This window comes from Stenotrophomonas sp. JAG2, from assembly GCF_041080745.1.
In the GTDB taxonomy this organism is placed as follows: domain Bacteria; phylum Pseudomonadota; class Gammaproteobacteria; order Xanthomonadales; family Xanthomonadaceae; genus Stenotrophomonas; species Stenotrophomonas maltophilia_AA.
Genome location: NZ_JBEUMH010000008.1, coordinates 144,925 through 166,756 on the forward strand (window position 1 = coordinate 144,925; position 21,832 = coordinate 166,756).

21 protein-coding genes and 2 tRNA genes are annotated in these 21,832 nt (G+C 66.5%); 11 read left to right on the forward strand and 12 right to left on the reverse strand.

Annotated features, from left to right (window positions below; translation table 11 throughout):
* Positions 1 to 72 precede the first annotated feature (72 nt).
* Complete coding sequence (locus AB9O74_RS12425; RefSeq protein WP_369349493.1) at positions 73 to 2,403, reverse strand: TonB-dependent receptor; 2,331 nt, start codon at positions 2,401 to 2,403, stop codon at positions 73 to 75.
* Positions 2,404 to 2,736: 333 nt separating this feature from the next.
* Here AB9O74_RS12425 and AB9O74_RS12430 point away from each other — a divergent pair, with 333 nt between their 5' ends.
* Both AB9O74_RS12430 and AB9O74_RS12435 read left to right on the forward strand, forming a co-directional pair.
* Positions 2,737 to 4,065, forward strand: a complete 1,329-nt coding sequence (locus tag AB9O74_RS12430) for an acetamidase/formamidase family protein (RefSeq protein WP_369349494.1) — start codon at positions 2,737 to 2,739, stop codon at positions 4,063 to 4,065.
* A 103-nt stretch (positions 4,066 to 4,168) separates the two neighbouring features.
* Positions 4,169 to 4,244 (forward strand) — tRNA-Ala (locus AB9O74_RS12435).
* A gap of 125 nt (positions 4,245 to 4,369) precedes the next feature.
* Here AB9O74_RS12435 and AB9O74_RS12440 read toward each other — a convergent pair.
* Both AB9O74_RS12440 and AB9O74_RS12445 read right to left on the reverse strand, forming a co-directional pair.
* A complete protein-coding gene (locus AB9O74_RS12440) occupies positions 4,370 to 4,765 on the reverse strand; it encodes a DUF4440 domain-containing protein (protein WP_369349495.1) in 396 nt (131 codons plus the stop codon).
* Between the two features lie 210 nt (positions 4,766 to 4,975).
* The gene (locus tag AB9O74_RS12445; RefSeq protein ID WP_369349496.1) at positions 4,976 to 5,407 is read right to left on the reverse strand and encodes a GNAT family N-acetyltransferase; all 432 of its coding nucleotides are present in this window, start codon (positions 5,405 to 5,407) and stop codon (positions 4,976 to 4,978) included.
* A gap of 180 nt (positions 5,408 to 5,587) precedes the next feature.
* On the opposite strand from AB9O74_RS12445, the gene AB9O74_RS12450 reads away from it, so the two are divergent.
* A complete protein-coding gene (locus AB9O74_RS12450; RefSeq protein ID WP_369349497.1) occupies positions 5,588 to 6,253 on the forward strand; it encodes a DUF1993 family protein in 666 nt (221 codons plus the stop codon).
* Positions 6,254 to 6,369: 116 nt separating this feature from the next.
* Here the strand turns inward: AB9O74_RS12450 and AB9O74_RS12455 are convergent, their stop codons facing one another.
* Both AB9O74_RS12455 and AB9O74_RS12460 read right to left on the reverse strand, forming a co-directional pair.
* Positions 6,370 to 6,540, reverse strand: a complete 171-nt coding sequence (locus tag AB9O74_RS12455) for a hypothetical protein (protein ID WP_176989378.1) — start codon at positions 6,538 to 6,540, stop codon at positions 6,370 to 6,372.
* A 124-nt stretch (positions 6,541 to 6,664) separates the two neighbouring features.
* Positions 6,665 to 7,687 carry an NADP-dependent oxidoreductase gene (locus AB9O74_RS12460; protein ID WP_369349498.1) on the reverse strand — a complete coding sequence of 341 codons (1,023 nt, stop codon included), beginning with the start codon at positions 7,685 to 7,687 and terminating at the stop codon, positions 6,665 to 6,667.
* A gap of 222 nt (positions 7,688 to 7,909) precedes the next feature.
* Here AB9O74_RS12460 and AB9O74_RS12465 point away from each other — a divergent pair, with 222 nt between their 5' ends.
* Entirely contained in the window at positions 7,910 to 8,299 is a 390-nt protein-coding gene (locus tag AB9O74_RS12465; protein ID WP_369349499.1) for a hypothetical protein, read from the forward strand.
* Here AB9O74_RS12465 and AB9O74_RS12470 read toward each other — a convergent pair.
* On the reverse strand, positions 8,289 to 9,095 hold the full coding sequence (locus AB9O74_RS12470) for a helix-turn-helix domain-containing protein (protein ID WP_369349500.1): 807 nt from the start codon (positions 9,093 to 9,095) through the stop codon (positions 8,289 to 8,291). The genes AB9O74_RS12465 and AB9O74_RS12470 overlap by 11 nt on opposite strands.
* A 94-nt stretch (positions 9,096 to 9,189) precedes the next feature.
* Between AB9O74_RS12470 and AB9O74_RS12475 the strand changes: the two genes are divergently transcribed.
* The 7 genes from AB9O74_RS12475 (at position 9,190) to dxs (ending at position 16,963) form a co-directional block, all read left to right on the forward strand.
* A complete protein-coding gene (locus tag AB9O74_RS12475) occupies positions 9,190 to 10,371 on the forward strand; it encodes a YbfB/YjiJ family MFS transporter (RefSeq protein ID WP_369349501.1) in 1,182 nt (393 codons plus the stop codon).
* Between the two features lie 203 nt (positions 10,372 to 10,574).
* Positions 10,575 to 10,650, forward strand: a tRNA-Phe gene (locus AB9O74_RS12480).
* Between the two features lie 317 nt (positions 10,651 to 10,967).
* Positions 10,968 to 11,507 carry a lipocalin family protein gene (locus tag AB9O74_RS12485; RefSeq protein ID WP_346478131.1) on the forward strand — a complete coding sequence of 180 codons (540 nt, stop codon included), beginning with the start codon at positions 10,968 to 10,970 and terminating at the stop codon, positions 11,505 to 11,507.
* Positions 11,508 to 11,672: 165 nt separating this feature from the next.
* A complete protein-coding gene (locus tag AB9O74_RS12490; RefSeq protein ID WP_369349502.1) occupies positions 11,673 to 12,158 on the forward strand; it encodes a hypothetical protein in 486 nt (161 codons plus the stop codon).
* Between the two features lie 46 nt (positions 12,159 to 12,204).
* Positions 12,205 to 13,998, forward strand: a complete 1,794-nt coding sequence (locus AB9O74_RS12495; RefSeq protein ID WP_369349503.1) for an acyl-CoA dehydrogenase C-terminal domain-containing protein — start codon at positions 12,205 to 12,207, stop codon at positions 13,996 to 13,998.
* Positions 13,999 to 14,276: 278 nt separating this feature from the next.
* Entirely contained in the window at positions 14,277 to 14,936 is a 660-nt protein-coding gene (locus tag AB9O74_RS12500; RefSeq protein WP_176989371.1) for an HNH endonuclease, read from the forward strand.
* A 116-nt stretch (positions 14,937 to 15,052) separates the two neighbouring features.
* Positions 15,053 to 16,963 (forward strand): 1-deoxy-D-xylulose-5-phosphate synthase, encoded by a 1,911-nt coding sequence (dxs, locus tag AB9O74_RS12505; RefSeq protein WP_369349504.1) that lies wholly within the window; start codon positions 15,053 to 15,055, stop codon positions 16,961 to 16,963.
* Between the two features lie 126 nt (positions 16,964 to 17,089).
* On the opposite strand, the gene AB9O74_RS12510 is transcribed toward dxs, so the two are convergent.
* The 6 genes from AB9O74_RS12510 to AB9O74_RS12535 all read right to left on the reverse strand — a co-directional run bounded on the left by AB9O74_RS12510 (position 17,090) and on the right by AB9O74_RS12535 (position 21,809).
* Positions 17,090 to 17,653 (reverse strand): DUF3011 domain-containing protein, encoded by a 564-nt coding sequence (locus AB9O74_RS12510; protein WP_369349505.1) that lies wholly within the window; start codon positions 17,651 to 17,653, stop codon positions 17,090 to 17,092.
* Between the two features lie 166 nt (positions 17,654 to 17,819).
* Complete coding sequence (locus AB9O74_RS12515; RefSeq protein WP_176989368.1) at positions 17,820 to 18,023, reverse strand: hypothetical protein; 204 nt, start codon at positions 18,021 to 18,023, stop codon at positions 17,820 to 17,822.
* Between the two features lie 117 nt (positions 18,024 to 18,140).
* Positions 18,141 to 19,199 carry a linear amide C-N hydrolase gene (locus tag AB9O74_RS12520; protein ID WP_369349506.1) on the reverse strand — a complete coding sequence of 353 codons (1,059 nt, stop codon included), beginning with the start codon at positions 19,197 to 19,199 and terminating at the stop codon, positions 18,141 to 18,143.
* A 257-nt stretch (positions 19,200 to 19,456) separates the two neighbouring features.
* On the reverse strand, positions 19,457 to 19,705 hold the full coding sequence (locus tag AB9O74_RS12525) for a hypothetical protein (RefSeq protein ID WP_369349507.1): 249 nt from the start codon (positions 19,703 to 19,705) through the stop codon (positions 19,457 to 19,459).
* 68 nt (positions 19,706 to 19,773) lie between these two features.
* Positions 19,774 to 21,138, reverse strand: coding sequence for a sensor histidine kinase (locus tag AB9O74_RS12530; RefSeq protein ID WP_369349508.1), 1,365 nt, complete (start codon positions 21,136 to 21,138; stop codon positions 19,774 to 19,776).
* Positions 21,135 to 21,809 carry a response regulator transcription factor gene (locus AB9O74_RS12535; protein ID WP_179458421.1) on the reverse strand — a complete coding sequence of 225 codons (675 nt, stop codon included), beginning with the start codon at positions 21,807 to 21,809 and terminating at the stop codon, positions 21,135 to 21,137. Before AB9O74_RS12535 ends, AB9O74_RS12530 begins: the two co-directional genes overlap by 4 nt.
* Positions 21,810 to 21,832 lie beyond the last annotated feature (23 nt).

A 21,832-nucleotide genomic window follows, 5' to 3' on the forward strand; every position in this document is an offset into this window, starting at 1 on the left:
CCCCGCGATCGCGGGGCGTTGCCGGAACCACTCGCTGTCACCGGTGCCCTGCGGCACCGGTGGTCGCGTGACTTACCAGTTCATGTTGAGCGAAACACCCACGGTGCGCGGTTCGTTGTAGACCGCGGCCATGTAGTTTTCGATCACACCCTTGAGGTTCTTCTCATTGGTGATGTTGCGCGCGAACAGCGCCACTTCCCAGGCACCGTAGTTGGCCGAGTAGCCCAGCTTCAGGCCGCCTTCGAAGCTGCCCTTGGAGTTGAACTCGGCCGAGTCGTACAGCACGAAGCTGGTGTAGCCCTGCTTGTTCCAGTCGGTGGAGACGAAGAACACATCGGCGTCATTGACCGGCATGTCGTAACGCGCGGCCAGGTTGATGTTGTACTTCGGTGCGTTCGGCAGCGGGTTGCCGTTGATCTGCGCGAAGGTGTTGGCACCGACCTTGATGGTCGGATCGTTCACCGTGCAGACCACGGCGCCGTTCAGGGCGCAGACCTGCGCGTACACGCGGTCGTCCTGGATTTCGCTGTGCAGCAGGCTGACACCGGCGCTCAGGGCCAGGTTCGGGATCGGACGCAGTTCCATGTCCGCTTCCAGACCGTAGGCCTTGGCCTTGTCGGCGTTGAACAGCACGCCGTTGCCGTCTGAATCGTTGCCGTTGAGCTGGATGTCGTTGACCACGTAGGTGAACGCGGCGGCGTTCACGCGCAGGCGGTTGTCCCACAGGCTGCTCTTGATGCCGGCTTCCCAGGACAGGATGGTTTCCGAGTTCGCCGTGGTGAAATCGGCATTGAACACGGCCGAACGGCCCTGGATGGTCGGGCCGCGGAAGCCGCGGGCCACGCGCGCATACACGCTCAGCTGCGGGTTGAACGCATACATCGCGCTCAGGTCCCAGCTCGGCGTGGTGTCGGACATCTCCACGTAGGTGCGGCCCTTGTAGGTCACGGCGCCGGCAGCGGTATCGGCGGTCTTGAGCAGACGGGTCTTCTTCTCGTCCTTGGTCTGGCGCAGGCCGGCGGTCAGGGTGAACTTGTCGGTCACGTCATAGCTGACCTGGCCGAAGCCGGCCCAGGAGGTGTTGACGTTGCGCAGGCGCACCCAGTTGTTCGGGTTGCGGGCAGCGGTGTTCAGGAACCAGGCGCGCTGATAGAAATCGGTGGTGTCGCGGCCGTCGAAGTAGAACGCACCGACCTGCCACTTCAGGCGGTTGTCATCGGCATTGGCCAGGCGGAATTCCTGGGTCCACTGGTCCAGGTCGCGGATCTGGCCCATCGACTGGCCGTAGCCGTTCGGGACGCCGTTGACCGGGTAGTTCACCGCCGCGCCGCCGTCGGTGTCGCCACGGCTGTAGCCGGAGGTGGTTTCGTAGGCGGTGATCGAGGTCAGCGAGACATTGCCGAAATCGTAGATCGCCTTCACCGAGCCGCCGTAGGTCTTGTAGGCCTGCGGGTTGTTGTCGGCTTCGTCGTAGGCGACCTTGTCGCGCGGCACGTCGGTCTTGTTCGAGCCCTTGGTCAGCGCGCTGCGCAGGAACAGGGTCGAGGTACCGTCGTAGTCGCGTGCGTGGGCCGAGGCCAGCAGCGAGAAGTTGTCGCTCGGCTGCAGCAGCAGCTGCGCGCGCACGTTGCGGTCGTCGAAGCCGCCCATGGCGTTCTTCTTCGGCGAGACCGTGCCATCGGTGCTCGGGCCGCTGTAGGTGTTGTCGACGTAGTCATCGCGGTGCTGGTACAGCGCCGACACGCGGAACGAGGCGATGTCGTTGATCGGGCCGCCGAAGCCGCCATCGATCGCCACGCTGCCGTACGAACCGTAGCTGGCCTGCACGCGGCCGCTGTAATCCTGGCTCGGCTTGATGGTGTCGAACTTGACGATGCCGGCGGTGGTGTTGCGGCCGAACAGCGTGCCCTGCGGGCCGCGCAGCACTTCGATCTGGTCCACGTCGTAGACCGGGTTGGACTTCAGCACCACGTGCTCGAGCACCACGTCGTCCTGGATGATCGACACCGGCTGCGAGGCACCCAGGTAGAAGTCGATGTTGCCCAGGCCGCGGATGTAGAAGCGCGGGAAGATACGGCCGGTGGTGGTTTCGGCGTAGAAGCTCGGCACCTTGCCCGACAGCGCCAGCAGGGTGTCATCGCCGCCGGCGGTGTAGTCGCGGATTTTCTCGCCCTGCACCACGCCGACCGAGACCGGCACTTCCTGCAGGTTGCGTTCGCGGTGGTCGGCGGTGACGGTGATGGTGTCCAGCGAGGTGGCGCTGGCGGACTGGGCGTCCTGCGCCGAGGCGGCGGCGGACAGCATCAGCGCGGCCGAAGCACAGGCCAGCGCCAGGGCGCGGCGGCGCGGCAGGGAACGGGAAAGAAGACGCGTCGACACTGAAGCGTGGCGTAGAGCGGGCATGCAGAGGTCTCTGGTAGTACAGATCGGGGCAGCCGGCGGCATGGCCGGGCACCATAGGAAATCGACATCGCCGTGGAAACAGCGATGCGGCACGGTATTGGCTGGATGTTGCAGATTGGTGTCAGGGCGTTATGGGCGACGGCTGTCCGGCCCCCCTGGTCCACTTGGCTATGCGGCCGTGTCTTCTGGCGCGGATTATGCCCGCCCCGCGCGCGCGCCGGAAGGGTGGGCTTCGCGTTTGGCGCGTTACCTGCCATCCGTCACGTGCCGCCCGGCACTTGTCGTCCGTGTACCTCCCGCAAACACTGCGCCGGTCACCCACGAGATTCCCGCATGTCCCGTTGCCGCCTTGCCGCCCTGCTCCTGCTGTTGTCCGCCTCGGCCGCCCAGGCCGGGGAGCCCCCTGCGCAGTGGCTGGTCACCACCGACCTGTGGGGAAACCCGGCCTATCAGCTGCTGACCCTGCCCGACCAGCAGGGACCGCTTCAGGGACGTTTCGACGGGGATGCGCTGCAGGGCACTCGCGAGGGCGAGACACTGGCGTTTGTCGTGACCGGCAGTGATGGGGCGACCTACCGCTTCCATGGCACGCAGGCCGGCGGGACGCTGCGCGGGACCGCCGACTACCCCGACACCAACGCCAGCGAGCGGCGCGCGACGCACCCCTTCAGCGCGCGCCGCCTGCCGGATCGACCGGCCGGAGGTCCGCGGCAGCACGACTTCGTGCCCACCTCGTACGCCAACGAGTTCTCGCCCCATCGCGCGCCGGTACTGACCGTCTGGCCAGGTGACAGCGTACGCACCACCACGCTGGATTCCGGCGGCGTGGACGCGCAGGGCCAGACCCGGGCCCTGTTCGGCAATCCGCAGACCGGCCCGTTCTTCGTGATGGATGCCGAGCCCGGCGATGTACTGGCCATCCACATCAAACGGCTGCGCTTGAACCGCGACTATGCCGACAGCCTGGACAGCATCGTCGGCCGCGCACAGACGCCGGCGCTGGCTGCCAAGGCGACGGCACTGGACGAGCCCGTGCGCTGGACGCTGGACCGCCAGCGCGGGCGCGCGCGGCCGGAAGCCGCCACCGGCAAGCTCAAGGATTTCTGGGTGCCGGTGCGGCCCATGCTCGGCGGGCTGGCGGTCGCCCCCGGCTTCGGCAACGCGCCGATCTCCACCGGCGATACCGGCCGTTTCGGCGGCAACATGGATTTCAACGAAATCCGCGAGGGCGCCACCGTGTACCTGCCGGTGTCCCAGCCGGGCGCCCTGCTCTACCTGGGCGATGCGCATGCGCTGCAGGGCGATGGCGAAACCTCGCAGTACGCGCTGGAGACCTCCATGGACGTGGAATTCAGCGTGGACGTGATCAAGTCCCGCGCGCAGTCCGCGCCCCGGGTGGAATCGGCCACGCAGGTGATGGTGCTGGGCCAGGCCGGCTCGCTGGATGATGCACTGCGCGCGGCCACCGCGGGCATGGCGCAGTGGCTGGAACAGGACTACGGGTTGAGCCTGTCCGAGACGGCGCAGGTGCTGGGCAGCTCGGTCAGCTTCGTGGTGGCCAATCTGGCCGGGCGCAGCGTCGGGGTGGCGGCCAAATTGGACAAAGCCCTGCTGCGGCAGGTCGAACGGGCACCGGGCAGTACACCCGGCGCCCGGCCGTGATCCGGACCAGGCCCCACTTGGCAGGCAACGCCGGTCGGCGCTAGACTAGGCCCATCGCGAGGTACGGCCGAGGTCGGGTACGCCACGCAGTTGCACCACCCGTGGGGCCATAGCTCAGCTGGGAGAGCGCGTCGTTCGCATCGACGAGGTCAGGAGTTCGATCCTCCTTGGCTCCACCACTATTCAGCCCGACAGGGCACTTGAAAGGCCGGAACACCTGCAAAAACAGGGGTTTCGGCCTTTTTCGTTGAGGTGCCCCCCACTCTCCGATCTCGCTATCCGGCGCGCCACCTCACCCCCGTGTTCAGCTGTCGAGCAGAGCAGTGCCGTATGAGTTGTCCACAGCGCATAGCCAGTTCCCAGCCGGCTCCCTACGAAACACGTAGGTGGCCCGACGAACCGTCGAAATCGCCGCGCCGTCTTCATCAGCGCTATCCAGCCATGTTTCCATGACAACCAGCGCCGCTTCCCCGCCCTCAATCACTTCCATCTTTCCTTGCCGAACCTTCAATTGGCCGTCGAAATGCGCAGAGATCGCCTCGAATGCTCTCTTGATCTGGTCTTTGCCTCTGGCGTACATGCCAGGCTTCACCACCAGGGTGGCGTCATCTGTGTAGAACCGCATGAGGCCCTCGAAATCTCCAGCCGATATGGATCGGTCTGCGGCTTCGATGAGGGTTTTCAGGGGATGGTCGGACATTCTTGACTCCAAAAATGGCCGCGAGCGGAAAAACAAAACCCGCCTCGCGGCGGGTTGCGTTGTCTGGAAACGAGACGCGCTCTACCCACCCTTATGGAGGGTGGTAATAATCAACGTGAGGGCGCGTACAAATTGCATGAGGTGACCCTATCACTGGCTCCGGAGACTGGCAAATCCCCACTGCACGACCTCACTGGAGCCGTCCCACCCTCAGGACGCCAACAAGTCCTTGTTGAAAAACACTCGACGCGTCCCAGCAGGTTCGCACGGTATCTCGCCGAACACGCGCCAGCCCTGCTTTACATAGAAGTCCGGCGCTTGGAAACTGATCGTATACAACAGACCAGAACAGCACCCCCGCCGCCTGGCTTCGTCCTCAGCGGCCGCAAGAATGCGCGAGCCGAGGTCCTGCCCACGCAGTTCCGCCGGGAGGTAGAACAGGTCAATGAACAACATCCCCAATGATGTCCGGCCGGTCAGACCGCCCAATACCTTGCCAGTCTGCGGATCGGTGACCAGCACCGCCAGTTCGCGCCGGTCGGCGTAACCGGCAGCATCCAGATTGAAACCGTCCAACCCGCTGGCAATCAGATCGAGCGACTCCGGACTGGGCGAGTCTGTGATGGTGATATCGAGCTGCATTGTTTCTTGCGCCAGCAGTGTCGGGACCTTGAATCCTAGCAAATCGAACCTCTCCCCAAGCACCCGCCGTTGCTTCCCAAGTCGCATGCGGAACCCGCTTCTGGTAGCCGAAACTCAACAAGCGGACGGTTATGATTCACGTCCGAGGCATCCCGGCCCCGCCGCGAACCACATAGGCCCATGCCGAACACCGGACAGTTCCATCTCCTGCGCGTCGATGGTCAAGCCGATGAGGCCGAAAGACTCCTCGCGGTGACCGCCGTAGAGTGCAACTGCCTGCCGTGCGGCGCGCCTCGACTGCTCACCACGCAAGGAAGCACCATGTCCATCCATCAAGTGAACATCTGCGGTTTCGCGCAGATGCTTCGTGCGCTCAGAGGCCAGCTGGGCAAGGCCGACGCACATGCGCTGACCACCGGCTATTCCTCGCGAGACTTGCTTTCAGCGCGGTTGGCTCCGGACATGTATCCGCTGGCGAAACAGATACAGTTTGCCTGCACTCAAGCGCGTGAGGCGGTGTGCCGTCTCACTGGGCAACCGCTGCCGGTGCTGTGCACGCCCGGCGACATGGACCAGGCGCGGGAGCTGATCGACGAGACGTTGGACCATCTGGCTGCGGCAGACGCAGCGCAGATCGATGCCGGCGCTTCACTTGACGTGGCCATCGAGCTGGCAGGTGGCCTTGCGTTTGATATGAAGGGCAGCGAATACGCCGCCAACTGGGCCACGCCGCAGTTTTATTTCCACCTGATCACCGCGTACAGCATCCTGCGCCACAACGGCGTGCCTCTGGGAAAGGCAGATTACGTGCCGCACATGTTCGCTTGGATGCGGCAGGCTGGCTGATCCATACGGCCGGCCAGGGCTGAACGCGATTCCCCTTGCCTCACCCGTATTCAACAGCCCGCCCCGGGAAGCAGCTTCCCGGGGCGTTCTTGTTTTCACCGCCTTCGCGCAATCGCTTACGCGCCCTCGGGAGTGTCCTTGCGCTCCGGCCGACGCGTGCCCGCATCGTGGATCGCCTGATCGGTCTGCCCCGGCCGCTGCTTGGCGGTTTCATCCTGCTTGCGGTCCTGCTGGCTCTCTTCGATGCCTTCCTGCTTGCCGTGTTCGCTGGGCTTGGTGTCTGCCATGGGTCTACTCACTCGTGCGGGCGCCGGAGCGGCGCCTTCGTGGGAAGACTAACCAGCCGATCGTGAGGCACGAATCACGATCGGCGCACTCCTGCACACGTCGCACTCACACGCGCCGGGCCGCTCAATCCAGCTTGACCACCAGCTTGCCGAAGTTGTGGCCTTTCAGCAGGCCGAAGAAGGCTTCCGGCGCGCGTTCCAGTCCCTGCACGATGTCCTCGCGATACTGCACGCGGCCGTCCTTCAGCCACTGCCCCATGTCGCGCAGGAACGCGGGGAAGAAGGCGTGCAGATCGGACTGGATGAAGCCGCGCACGGTCAGGCGCTGGCGCAGCACCTGGCTCATGAAACCCGGCAACCGGTCCGGCCCCGGCAACACCGCGCCGCGTGCGTTGTAGGTGGCGATCGTGCCGCAGACCGGAATGCGCGCGAAGTCGTTGAGCAATGGCGCGACCGCATCGAAGACGTGGCCCCCGACGTTTTCGAAGTAGACGTCGATGCCGTCGGGAACCGCCGCACGCAACTGCGTGGCGAAATCGTCGGCGCGATGATCCAGCGCCACATCGAAGCCCAGTGTTTCCAGATACGCACGCTTCTGTTCGCCCCCGGCGATGCCGACCGTGCGCGCGCCCTGCAGCTTGGCGATCTGCCCCACGGTCGCGCCGACCGGTCCGCTGGCAGCGGCCACCACCAGGGTTTCGCCCGGCTGCGGCCTGCCGATTTCCTGCAGTCCCACATACGCGGTGAACCCGGGCATGCCGTAGACCCCGAGTGCGGTACTGATCGGCAGGCCGTCATCCTCCAGCGTGCGGCTCACCTGATCACCGGGGATGACCGCATGGGTCTGCCAGTTGCCGGGCGCCAGGACGTGCTCGCCGATGGAGAAACCGGGATGGTTGGAGGCGAGCACTTCAGAGACAGTGCGCCCCTCCATCACCGCATCCAGCGCGACCGGCGCCGCGTAGGACGGCCCTTCCTCCATGCGACCGCGCATGTAGGGATCCAGCGACAGATAGCGGTTGCGCAGCAGCACCTCGCCCGCGCCGGGCGCGGGAACCGGCACCTGTTCAACGCGGAAGTTGGCCGTGACGGGGGCACCACTGGGGCGCGAGGCGAGCACGATGCGGGTGTTGGTAAGCGTGTTCATCGGCGGATGGCTCCGGGGAGACGAAAAGGAACCCCGACAGTAAGCCTTCCGGACACGTCCAGGAGGGGGGTAAAACAGCGTTCCATCGGTGCAGGACGACGCGGCGGTGCAATCGCCTTGTGCGACAGCGACCGATGATCCGGATGGCGTCACAGCATTCCATCCGTACGCTGCACCGCGCATGCGTTGCCCTCGCCGCTGGCCAGGGCGCATTATCGCGTCATGAATGCTTCCTTTTTCCGCCGACGTCGCTACCTGCTGCCGGTGCTGATGTCCGCCACGACCGTGTTCGGCCTGGCATGCTGGGCGATCCTGGCGACCGAGCCCGGTTGCCTGGTCGCGCAGGGCCATTGGTCGTCCGGTGCAGGCAAGTGCCATACCCGCCTGTGCCTGCTGCAGGGCGACTGCGGCGAGATGGCCTCGCCGGCCGCGGCATGCGACAAGGTGCGGATCGGCGACAGCCGTGGCCGCGTGTATTTCCACCTGGGCGATCCCTTGCCCGGCGCGGGCGACGAAGCAGAGTGGCCCGAAGGCAAAGCCGACAACGGCATGATCCACGCACGCTTCGAGAACGAGCGCCTGGTCAGCCTGGCGTGCCCGGTTACGCCGTAGTGCGTGCCCGCTTCCATTGCAGCGGGCTCATGCCCATCTCGATCCGGAACATGTAGTTGAACGCCGACGCCGAGGCGTAGCCCAGCGCGTGCGCGATCACCGTCGGCGAACGCCCCTGCGCCAGCCACTCGATGGCGCGCAGCAGGCGCAGCCGCAACCGCCAGTCGCGCAGGCGCATGCCGGTCTCGCGTTCGAAGTGGCGTGCCAGGGTGCGTGGTGATGCACCCAGCAGCGGCGCCCAGTCCTCCACGCTGCGGGTATCGGCAGGCTGCTCGTAGAGCGCCTGGCACCAGCGCTGCAGGCGGGCATCCTGCGGCCACGGCAGATGCCGGGCGTGCTGCGGCTGGCGCGGCAGCTGCGCGGTGATCAGCGTGCACAAGGTGGCGTAATAGGTGCGGTCGTGATCGGGCACGGTGCGGTCGAGTTCGATGATCAATTCGCGCAGCAGCGGTGACACGTCCAGCACCACGCAGTGCGTCGGCATCCCCAGCGCTGGATCGTCACCCACATACAGATTACGAAAGGCCGAGGTACTCAATGCACCGGTGTGATGCAGCGTACCGGTCGGCACCCACAGCGCCTGCTGCGGCGTGATCACATGGCGGGCGTGTCCGGCACTGGCCTGGAGCACGCCGGTGCTGGCGTATACCAGCTGGTTCCAGGCGTGGACGTGCGGTGGAAACCGCTCGCCGGCGTCCAGCCGCTGGCTGCGTGCCACCACCGGCCATGGCAACCGGCGCAGCGGCGGCACGGGGACTTCACGCCAGCCCGGGGCAGTTCGCTCGATCGCGGCCATGTGACGCCTCATCGACATACGCGGTCATTCTATCGAAAGACGCCGTCACTGCCTTCCCCGCACGATAGGGGCCTCCCCGCTGCCACCGACGCACATGTCCCCTGTCGCCCCGCCGCCCCGTCATGCCTGGCAGGTCATCGCTGCCGGCATCTGTGCCCTGGTGCTTACGGTGGGCCTGGCACGCTTCGCCTATACGCCCCTGCTTCCCGTGATGCGCGCCGACGCGGGACTGTCGGCAGCCGGGGGCGGCTGGCTGGCGACGTTCAACTATCTGGGCTACCTGGCCGGCACGCTGCTGGTCGCCCGGGTCGGTGACATGCAGCTCAAGTTCCGCTTCTACCGCATCGGCCTGGTGCTTGCGGTGGTCTCCACCGGCCTGATGGGCGCGACCGGCCAGATGGGCAGCTGGGGCGTGCTGCGCTTCGTGGCAGGCCTGTCCAGCACCGCCGGCCTGCTGCTCGCCTCGGGGCTGGTGCTCAACTGGCTGCTCGCCCACCAGCGACGCCCGCAGCTGGGCCTGCACTTCGCCGGCCTTGGGCTGGGGATCGCGGTCTCAGGGCTGGCGGCCGCGGTAATGGCCGACCACCTGGCCTCCTCCCGGCAATGGATGGCGCTGGGCGCATTGGCGATCGTGTTCCTGGTCCCGGCCTGGGCCTGGATGCCGGCGCCGGTACCCATCTCCAACGCGACCGGTGCGGCCGCTCCTCCCGCGCCTGGCAGGCGTTGGCGCGGGCTGTTGATCGCATCGTATTTCTGCGCGGGGTTCGGCTTCGTGGTCAGCGCGACGTTCATCGTTGCCATCCTGGTGCAGACCCCTGCCTTCGCCGGTCGCGGCAGCTGGGTGTGGGTACTGGTCGGTATCACCGCGATTCCCTCGACGTTTGCCTGGGACCGGCTGGCGGCACGGTTGGGGCTGATCCGCGCGTTGATGCTCGCGTATGCACTGCAGACGGTCTCGTTCGTGCTGCCCTTGCTCGACGATGGGATAGCGGCGGGCGCGGCCAGCGCGGTGTTGTTCGGCATGACTTTCGCCGGCATCGTCAGCCTGACGTTGACCGTGGTCGGCCGCCACTATCCGCACAACCCGGCCAAGGCGATGGCGATGCTGACGCTGAGTTATGGCGTCGCCCAGATCATCGCCCCCGCGATCGCCGGCACGCTGGCGCGCGAGAGCGGCAGCTACCAAGGCGCCCTGGTGCTGGCGGCGATCATGATGGCGATCGGCATCGTGCTGCTGTGGTGCATGCCCGACGATGCAGGATCGACCGCGGCGTGATTGATGCCAGCCGCGCCGCGCGGTCGCCTGAACCGATGTTCATGCGCTCGGGTGACGCGCCCTCACCCGCTGGATCAAGTACTTGGACGCCTGCGGACAAGGGCTCGGAAACAAATGTGAAATTTTTTTCGCGAAACGCTTGCCGAACCCTGCATACCTCCGTATTATTCGCGTCCTCGCCAGCGGCAACGCAGCGATGAAGTGGCCGGGTAGCTCAGTTGGTAGAGCAGGGGATTGAAAATCCCCGTGTCGGCGGTTCGATTCCGTCCCCGGCCACCACACTTTCAGATGACCTGCAGAAATGCAGGTCATTTTTTTTGTCTGTCGTTCGGCACAGCCACATCGCGTCCTTCAACCAGGCAGTGTGCGCACAGCTTCGTGCGCCGATCATCACTCGCCTGTCCGCTGCGTGATCGCGTGCCACGACCTCCGCTCAGCGCGTCAGCGCACGCGACGATGACGCAATGATCGAAGCGGCGTCCGCAACGCACTGCAGGTGTACAACACCGCGATCTCCCAGCACCGAATGACGGAATATTCACAATTTCCGTCCTGCCTGTGCCTAAGCTCGCTGCGTCTTGTGTGGAGTGTCGACAATGCGCCGCCGCTATCTGATCAGTGCCCTGCTCGCCCTCGCCGCCTCCGGGTCGGCCTGGGCCGCCGCGCCGGTGACCTCGGTGGAGGCGCTGGACATGGACCGCTATGCCGGCCAGTGGCATGAAATCGCACACCTGCCGGTCTCGTTCCAGAAGAAGTGCGTCGGCGACATCACCGCCACCTACAGCCTGCGTGCCGATGGACGGATCAGCGTGCACAACGCCTGCCGCGTGGCCGATGGCGACCGCGTGGCCGCCGATGGCGTGGCGCGCCCGGTCGAGGGCCACCCTGGGCAATTGCAGGTGCGCTTCGTGCCGGACTGGCTGTCCTGGGTACCGCTGGTCTGGGCCGACTACTGGGTGATCGCACTGGACCCGGAGTACCAATGGGCGGTGGTCGGCGAGCCGGACCGCAAGTACCTGTGGATCCTGTCGCGCTCGCCGAGCATGGACACCGCCCTGTTCGGGCAGCTCAAGGCCCGCGCCGAGGCGATGGGCTATGACCTCGCCCCGCTGCGGGTGATGGCGCCGCTGGACTGACCCGCCCACGCCGCCCGGCGGCCCGCTGGGCGCGCCCCCAAGACTAAAAGCACGTGGCGTCCTCCTTCCGGTGCCCTACCCTTGCGTCACGCTGCCGCAGGCAGCGCGAACACCATACGCCGTAGTATGCTCATACCCATGCAACACCCGCCTGAGGATTGCGCCATGTCCCACCGCTTCCGTCCCCGCCTCGCCCTCGCCCTGATCGTCATCGCCTCGCTGGCCCTGACCGCCTGCAACAAGACGGTCAAACGCGTTTCCGAGCCGGCCGCCAGCGTGCAGGAGTTGACGGTGCGTGCCGATGGCAGCTGGACAGTCGCGCTGCGCCTGCAGAACTTCAGCTCGATGCCGATGACCTTCGACGCCGTCTCGCTCCAGCTCACGGTCAGCGACCAGGACGCCGGCCAGCTGCAGCTGCAGCCCGCGCTGTCGATCGGCGGCGTGTCGGCCGATGTGGTGAACGTGGAGCTCAAGCCAAGCTCGGGCGCACGCCTGGTCATGGCCGATGCATTGGCCGGCAACCGCACCCTGGGGTATTCGCTGAAGGGTTCGGTGAGCGCCACCCCGCAGGAAAAGAAGCAACGCACTTTCGAGATTGACAGCCGCAGCACGCTCAACCAGGCCCCCGGCCTGCCCGGCGTCCTGCGCTGACCGGCGGCTTTCCGCCTTCCTTTGCCACTGATCGAGACCGTACCCGATGAGCAGCTACACCGCCCCGCTTTCCGATATCCGTTTCGCCCTGCATGACGTGCTGAAGGTCGAGCCGCTGTTCGCGCGCCTCGGCCTGACCGATGCCACCGCCGATGTGGTCGATGCCGTGCTGGAAGAAGCCGGCCGCTTCAGTACCAGCGTGCTGGCACCGTTGAACAGCGTGGGCGACGAGATCGGCTGCGTGCTTGACCAGGCCACCGGCGAGGTCACCACCCCGCCCGGCTTCAAGCAGGCCTACACGCAGTTCGTCGACGGCGGCTGGACCGGCCTGACCGCTGCGCCGGAGCTGGGTGGCCAGGGCCTGCCGCATACGCTGGGCGTGCCGCTCAACGAAATGATCAACGCCGCCAACCTGGCCTGGGGCAACTTCCCGCTGCTCTCGCACGGCGCGATCGAAGCGCTCAAGCAGCACGGCGAGACGTGGCAGCAGGAGGCCTTCCTCAAGCCGCTGATCGAAGGCCGCTGGACCGGCACCATGTGCCTGACCGAACCGCATTGCGGCACCGACCTGGGCCTGCTCAAGACCAAGGCCGAGCCGAACGCGGACGGCAGCTACGCGATCACCGGCACCAAGATCTTCATCACCGCCGGTGAGCACGACCTCACCGACAACATCGTGCACCTGGTGCTGGCCAAGCTGCCCGATGCACCCGCCGGTGCCAAGGGCATCTCGCTGTTCGTCACCCCGAAGTTCAAGGTCGATCGCGAAGGCAAGGTTGGCGAGCGCAACGCGCTGCGCTGCGGCTCGATCGAACACAAGATGGGCATCAAGGGCTCGGTTACCTGCGTGATGAACTTCGACGGTGCCGAAGGCTACCTGGTCGGCCAGCCGCACAAGGGCCTGCAGGCAATGTTCACCATGATGAACACCGCGCGGCTGGGGGTCGGCCTGCAGGGCATCGGCCTGTCCGAGCGTGCCTACCAGAACGCGCTCAAGTACGCCCGCGAGCGCCTGCAGTCGCGCTCGCTGAGCGGCCCGAAGAACCCGGAAAAGCCGGCCGATCCGATCCTGGTCCACCCGGACGTGCGGCGCATGCTGCTGACCATCAAATCGCTGGTGGAAGGCAGCCGGCTGCTCGCGCTGCACGCGGCCACCCTGATCGACATCGCCCACCATGCCGACGATGCCGGCGAACGTGAGCGCGCCGATACGCTGGTGAGCTTCCTGACCCCGATCTCCAAGGCCTGCCAGACCGAATGGGGTATCGAGAACACCTACAACGCGCTGCAGTGCTTCGGTGGCCACGGCTACATCCGCGAGCACGGCATGGAGCAGCTGGCCCGCGATGCGCGCATCACCACGCTGTACGAAGGCACCACCGGCATCCAGGCGCTGGACCTGATCGGCCGCAAGACCGCGTCCAGCCAGGGCGCCGGGCTGAAGCTGATGCTCGCCGAGATCGAGGCCTTCGCCAAGGCCAATGAAGGCAACGAGGCGCTGGCCGAGTTCATCGCGCCGCTGCGCGCCAAGGCCGACGAATGGGGCAAGCTGACCATGGCAACGCTGCAGCGCGCGGCCGGCAACCCCGATGAGCTCGGCGCGGCCAGCTTCGATTACCTGTTCTACTCGGGCTATGTGGTGCTGGCCTACTGGTGGGCGCGCAGCGTCGCCGCCGCCGATGCCTCCGCGCAGAGCGCGGCGTTCAAGCAGGCCAAGCGCGAAACCGCCCGGTTCTACTTCGCCCGCGTGCTGCCGCGCACGCTCAGCCACGCCGCCGCGATCCAGGCCGGCGCCGAGCCGCTGATGGCGATGACCGACGCGCACTTCGGCGAAGGTTGATCGTTGACCGGCCCACCGACCAACGGTCGGTGGCTACCGGTGGGACGGTCGGTGGTTACCGGTCGGACGGTTGGTGGCTACCGGTCGCCCCGGGTAGCTGCCGACCGTTGGTCGGCACCCCGATACACCTTCTGGAGAAAAGCCCCCTTGATGTTCAAGGGGGCGCGCCGACAGGCGCGGGGCTTAGGTGGAATGCCTGTCCGAATCGTTACGAATCGGGTAGGGGCGCAAGCCCCTATACCCAATTCGTAACGATTCGGGTATAAGCTGTTTTCCCGATGGAGACAGACACTACACGCTTGGGTCTGATCGATACCGGAGCCTCGTCCGCCCCGGTCGCCGAGGTGTCGCCGATCGTTACGCTGCATCGGCCCGGCTCGGTACGGTTATTGGCCCTGGACGCCCACGGGCGCGTGCTCGACTGGATCAATTGGCAGGATGCCTCCTGCCTCTACGCGCGCGGCGCGGTGGCCTGGACCCTCGGCGACCCCTGCCTGCACATCCATGGCGGCATCTGCCGCACCACCGGCCTGCAGAGTGGCCTGGACCTGCACCCGATCATCGCCGCCCGCGGCCACGCCCGCTCCCGCGCGATCGATCCCACCCCGAACCTGTCCAATCCCGCGCTGTTCGCGCGCGATTCGCACCTGTGCCTGTACTGCGGGCAACAGTTCAATCGCCCCCAGCTGACCCGCGACCACGTCATGCCGATCTCCAAGGGCGGGCTGGACGTGTGGGAGAACGTGGTCAGCGCATGCTTCCACTGCAATTCGCGCAAGAGCAACCGGACCCCGCAGCAGGCCAGCATGCCCTTGCTCGCGGTGCCCTACCGGCCGAGCTGGATCGAACACATGATCCTGTCCAACCGCAACATCCTGGCCGATCAGATGGCGTTCCTGAAGGCGCAGCTTCCCAAGCGTTCCAAGCTCTCCGCCTGAGCGCGCTGCGACGTTCTGTCGCAGCCACCGTCACCGTTTACTCACTGAAAAGGCGGTTTGCTTGCCCCACCCCCATTTGGGGGGGAAAATAGGCGCTCAGAAGAAGCGCGATAAACATGATCGACTCCGCCCGCTATCCCCGCCTTGCGCGCATCCAGTCACCGGATGACCTGCGCAGGTTCGATGAATCCGAACTGCCCGCGATCGCGGATGAACTGCGTGCCTACCTGATTGAATCGGTGGGCAAGAGCGGCGGCCATTTCGGCGCCGGCCTGGGCGTGATCGAACTGACCGTCGCCCTGCACTACCTGTATCAGACACCGGTCGATCAGCTCGTCTGGGATGTCGGCCATCAGACCTACCCGCACAAGATCCTGACCGGCCGCCGCGACGAGATCCACACGGTCAAGCAGAAGGACGGCGTCGCGCCGTTCCCGAAGCGCGAGGAAAGCGAATACGACACCTTCGGCGTCGGCCATTCCTCCACCTCGATCTCGGCCGCGCTGGGCATGGCGATCGCGCGCCAGGCCGAAGGCGATGACCGCAAGGTCGTGGCCGTGATCGGTGACGGCGCGATGACCGCCGGCATGGCGTATGAAGCGCTCAACCACGCCGGCGGCATGGACAGCGAACCGAACCTGCTGGTGATCCTCAACGACAACAACATGTCGATCTCCGAGGCGGTCGGCGGGCTGACCAAGATGCTCGGCCGCGCCACCGGCAGCCGCACGCTCAATGCGCTGCGCGAAGGCGGCAAGAAGATCCTCGGCGACAAGAAGCACAACCCGACCGCGCGCTTCGTCAAGCGCTGGGAAGAGCACTGGAAGGGCATGTTCGTGCCGTCCACGTTCTTCGAGGAAATGGGCTTCCATTACACCGGTCCGATCGACGGCCACGACGTGCCGGCGCTGGTCGCCACGCTGAAGACGCTAAAGAGCCTGAAGGGCCTGAAGCTGCTGCACGTGATGACCACCAAGGGCAAGGGTTACGAGCGCGCCGAAGGCGACCAGATCGGTTACCACGCCGTGGGCCCGTTCGATCCGGACAAGGGCCTGGTCTCCAAGGGCGGGGCCAAGAAGCCGACCTATACCGACGTCTTCAGCGACTGGCTGTGCGATGCCGCGGCCGCCGAGCCGAAGCTGATGGGGATCACCCCGGCGATGCGCGAGGGCTCGGGCCTGGTGCGCTTCAGCAAGGAATTCCCGGAGCGCTATTTCGACGTGGCCATCGCCGAGCAGCACGCGGTGACCCTGGCCGCGGGCATGGCCACCCAGGGCGCCAAGCCGGTGGTGGCGATCTATTCGACCTTCCTGCAGCGCGCGTATGACCAGCTGGTCCACGACGTGGCCGTGCAGGAGCTGGATGTGCTGTTCGCGATCGACCGCGCCGGCGTGGTCGGCCCGGACGGCGCGACCCATGCCGGCAACCTGGACCTGAGCTTCCTGCGCTGCGTGCCGCACATGGTGGTGATGGCACCTTCCGATGAGGCCGAGTGCCGCCAGATGCTGACCACCGGCCTGCGCTACGCCGGCCCGGCCGCCGTGCGCTATCCGCGCGGCAGTGGCACCGGTATCGCCGCCGGCACGGACCTGTCCACGCTGGAGATCGGCAAGGCCGACCTGCGCCTGCAGGGCAGCCGCATCGCCCTGCTCGCCTTTGGCAGCACCGTGAGCGCCGCCGAACAGGTGGGTCGCGAGCTGGGCCTGACCGTGGTCAACATGCGCTTCATCAAGCCGTTGGACCGCGCCCTGCTGCTGGAACTGGCGCAGCGCCACGAAGGCTTCGTGACCATCGAGGACAACGTGGTCGCCGGCGGTGCCGGCTCCGGTGTGGCCGAGCTGCTCAACGCCGAAGACGTGCTCAGGCCGTTCCTCCACCTGGGTCTGCCGGACAGCTTCCAGCACCACGCCAGCCGCGAAGACCTGCTGGCCGAGGCCGGTATCGATGCCGCCGGCATCCGACAGACCGTGCTCAAGCGCTGGCCGATGCTGGTCAAGAGTGGCCAGCCGCTCAGCGCCACGGGCTGAAGCGCCCCCTCGCCCAGGGGTGAGCAGTTCCCCAGCAACAACGAGGCCGCGTCGAATCGACGCGGCCTCGTTTGTTTGAGCGGGCATAGAGCGCTGATGGGGCGCTCAGGCGTCGTACGCCGGTACTCAGTAGATCTGGAACTGCGCGCGGCAGCCGCCGTCCACCCAGACGCCCGTGCGGTCCCAGCCCCAGGTGCGGCCTTCGATACAGGCGTTGCGCGAGGTCTGGCGGATCAGGCGCGCCTCGCGCCGGACATTGGCCACGCAACGCTGACGGCGATGGTCATTGGAATCGCAGGTCAGGATCTGCCCCCGGCCGCTGTTGCCGCCGCCGTTGTGCCCCCAGCCGTTACCGCCGCCATTCCAGCGCCCGCCACCGCGGCCACCTTCAGCGACGAACTCGGCCCGGCAGCCCTGCGTCACCCATACGCCGCCGCGTGCCTGGCCCCAGGTCTGGCCTTCGACACAGGGCGAGCCGGAGATCTGCCGCACCAGCCGTGCACGACCGGGCAGCGCGCACTGCTGGGTGCGGTTCTTGATGGATTCGCAGCGCACCGGGCCGCCGTTATAGCCGTCGTCGTAATAGCGGTCGTAGCTCTGCGCCTGGGCGGCGCCAGCCAGCGCCATCAGTGCCGGCACGACGGCCCAGCACAATCGTCTGGCCGCGAGGGAGGGGCTGTTGTTCGACATGTGAACCTCGTTACGTGGTGGGGGAGGCGCACAGGATCGGTGATCGTCCGGCGGGGCGACATAGGCCAGAAGTCGCTGATTTCATCCCCTATTTAGGTACCCGACGCGAGGCTGACTGGACCGCCGGCGGGCGGTCACATCCGGCTGACAGCCACCGATGGTCGGCTCAGCCGTAGCGGACCGCGTCCACGTAGGTCTCCAGCACCTGTACGCGGACCGCGCTGCTGTGACCGGTCTCGGCGTAGTGCTCGCGCGCCAGCGCATCGGCGAAATCGAAGGCGATGGCGCCGCTGCGGAAGGCGATCGGCGCGGATTTGGCCGGGTGCACGACGTGCCAGCGGCGTTCGATGTGTTGCAGTTTGATCACCATGCGGATCGTTCCTTTGCGGCAGTCTGGGCGGGAAGCTCACGACGGGAGGGATCCTTCCCTCGCCAGGAACGATATAGCAGGCCACAGCCTGCCGGTATCGGATTAGTCTGATTCTGCTCAGCCGTCGGTGCCGAGGAACCGGAACGGTTCGGACGGCTGGAACCGGGGCAGCGCGTCGCCGGCGAACACATTGCGCTGGTCCGGGCCCAGATCGAGTTTCAGCACCGGTGCACCGCGCGAGAAGTCCGCCCTGTTGAGGTCCACCCAGAAGGTATTGGGGGTCATCGCCGATTCGAAGAAATACAGCCTGCGCTTGTGGTCCGCCACGGTCCGCCAGCGCGTGGAAGAGATGTTCGGTTCGCCCGGCGTGGTGATCCCATAGGGCACGGAGACGTTTCGGATCACGCTGAAGACACTGGCCAGCGCCACCACTGGATCCTCACTTTTGGGAATCGCGTTGATGTAGAACTTCGCGCGCGCGAAACGATCGGCCGAGCGGTTCGTGCCGGGCAACATGACGGTGCCGCCGATGTCCTGCCAGTACGCGTTGAGCGCCAGTTGCTGATCGAACACCGGCGAGTTGGTCATGACCTGGTACGCACGGTCGTGGTGGATCACCTGCTTGCCGTGGATGTATTCCACGATGGCACTGTCGCCGCTGGCATCGGACAGCGACAGGTGCAGCGTGGCCAGCCGCGACTCGCCGGGCACCTTGTCGGTCACGATCGAAAACGGTTCGCGTTCGAGCGCAGCGACGGCCTCGGCCACGGTAGCGAAATTGTCGAGCACATACTGCGCCCACAACGAAATCGCCAACCCCGGCCTGCTGCCACGTTGTTGCGGGTACTCGGATTCGGCGAGCCACAACAGGTTGGCCGACAGCCCGGCCTCGTTGAGGCCATCGGTGGTGGAGATGTCATAACCGGTGGCGACCACGCTGCCGTAGCGCGAGCTCCAGCGGATCGAACGCGGGCCGGCCTGACCGTCGCGGGCGATGCCTTTCGGCAGCACCCACAGGTTGGTGGCGACGTCGCTCTTCCAGTCCATCGAGCGGGCGGTGATGACGTCCTGGTTGTCGCCCAGGTAGACCACGCGCGTGCAGGCATCGGCCTGGGCGGAGACACAGGTAAGCGCCGCAGCGAGTGCGATGTGACGCAGCGAAAACAGTGTTTTCATGACGTGCCTCCTGGCAGTGGCGCTGACAACCTGGCGTCAAACCTGATACCGGCGATGTCCACACAGGCGGGTCGCACGCATCCTGCTTCAACGCATCATCGCGTTCCGCGGTGCCGTCACGGACTACAACGCAACACCGGCAGAATCGTCGAGCGTCATATCAGCCCACGCCCGGTGATGGAGGAGTGAACCCTGCATCCTGCCGCCTACTGCGCTGCGCCGCCGGCCGGGCCGGCGAAACGCTGACCAACGCGGGATCAACCGCCCTTGTTCTTGCCGCCGAAATCAAGCGGCTTGCTGTCGCCGCCACGATCGTCGTTGAACCGGATATTCAACTCATTGCAGCGGCTTTCACGGCGGGCGACCTGCGCCGGCAGGTCCTTGACCTGCGGCGAATCCTCGCACTGCGGGCGCGAAGCGACGTCGTCATAGGTGGCACACCCGGACAGGCCCAGCAGGGACAGGGCGGATACCGCGATCACAGGGAACAGCGAACGTACGCGCATCGAACCGGCACCTGAAAGGGGACGCACCTGTTGTCCCACGATGCCCGGGCCGGATCACCTGCCATTGGTCATGCCGGGGCCAGCCCCGGTTGCGGCCGCGGATCCACCGGCAGCACGACCAGGAACCGCGCACCGCCACCCGGCGCGCCATCCACGGCGATGGTCCCGGCATGACGCAGCACGATTTCCCGGGCCAGATGCAGGCCAAGGCCGCTGCCGCTGCCACTGGGCCGCAACCGATGGAACGGCTCGAACACGGACAGCCGCTCGGCCTCCGGTACGCCCGGGCCCTCATCGCTGACCGACAGGCAGCCGTCGTCGTGCAGCGCCACCGCGATCATGCCCCGCCCGCCGCCGTGGGCAATGGCGTTCTGCAGCAGGCTGGCGATCACCCGGTGCAGCGCATGCGGGTCGCCGCGCACCCAGATCGGCTGCTCCGGGGCATCCACCGAGAATCCGTAGCCGGCATCCACCACCAGCGGCGCCACATCGGCGGCCACGTCGCGGGTCAGCGCGGACAGGTCGATGCGCTGGGACTGGCTGCCATGCCGGTCCAGCCGCTGCAGATCCAGCAGCTGCTCGGCAATGTTGCTCAGGCGGCTCAGGTCCAGCTGCAGGCGCGAACGCGCATCGCCCGGGGGCAGGTCGGCCAGGCGCGTGGCCAGGATCGCGATCGGCATGCGCAGTTCATGCGCCGCACCGGCCAGGAAGCGGTCCTGCGCGTCGTAGCTTTCACCGATGCGGCGCACGGCCGCGTTGAAGGCGTCCACCAGCGGGTAGATTTCCAGCGGTACCGCGCGGGTATCCAGGCCGCTGCCACGCTCGTTGACCTGGATCGCGGCCGCCTGCGCGGCCACACGATTCACCCCGCGCAGCGCGCGATGGATCACCCACGGTGCCACCACCAGGGTGATCACCAGCACCGGCAGCGCGATCCAGCCGCCCAGATAGCGGAAGATCAGCAGCAGCTGGCGCACGATGCTGCGCTCGGGAATGCCCCCCACCGCCACGTGCAGTCGCCCTTCCGGCCGATCGACGACCACCACGCGCACGGCGAGCGCATCGGCATTGATGCGGGTACGGATGTCGGTCTGCTCGATCTGATCCAGTCGTGCCACCAGCTGGCGGTACTGCACGGGGACATCGCCATGCACCAGGCGTCGGCCATGCTCATCGGCGGCGGCGAACCAGAAGGTCGCCGGCGGCCGTGGTACCACTGCATCGACCTTCGGCAGATCCGCTTCCAGTCCCTGGGGACCCAGGCTGATCGCCGAGGCGATCTGGTCGCTGGTTTTCCAGTCGATGTAGGCCGAGCGGCGATCGCCGTAGGTCAGCACCATCGCACTCAATGCCAGCGCGATCGTGGCGGCCTGGATGAGGCAGACCTTCCACACCAGGTTGAACGCCAGGGAATCGGGCTTGAGCAGTCTCACGGCGTGTCCTTGAGCAGATAACCAATCCCGCGCATGACGTGGATCTCCACGCCCGCATCCGCTTCCAGCAGCGCCTTGCGCAGCTTGGAGACATGCGCGTCCAGCGCGTTGGACTGGATCGCGTCGTCGAACCCGTACACGGCCTCCAGCAACGAGGCGCGCCCCACCGTGCGCCCCTGCCGCAGCGCCAGTGCCTCCAGCACCAGCAGCTGCCGTCGCGGCAGCGCCAGCAGCACCTCGGACACGCGCGCCTCGCGCGAGACGAAATCGAACTGCAGCCGGCCCAGCGACAACACCGGCAAGGTGATCTGCGAGGGCCGCCGCGAGATCGCGCGGATCCGCGCGAGCAGCTCTTCGACGGCGAACGGCTTGGTCAGGTAATCGTCCGCGCCGACGTCCAACCCGGTGACCCGGTCGGCCACCGACGCACGCGCGGTCAGCATGATCACCGGCAGGTTCGGCACGTGCTCGCGCGCGATCCGGACGAAGCTGGCGCCATCGCCATCAGGCAGCTGCCGGTCCAGCAGCAGGATCTGGTGGACGCCGGCCTTGAGCGCTTCATCGGCCTGCGCCATCGTGCCGACCACGTCGACCACCATGCCGTGGCGCGCCAGGCTGACCTGGATCGCGCTGGCCATTTCCGGATCATCCTCCAGGAGAAGAAGGCGCATGGGAGCGGTGCCTGCGGGTACGA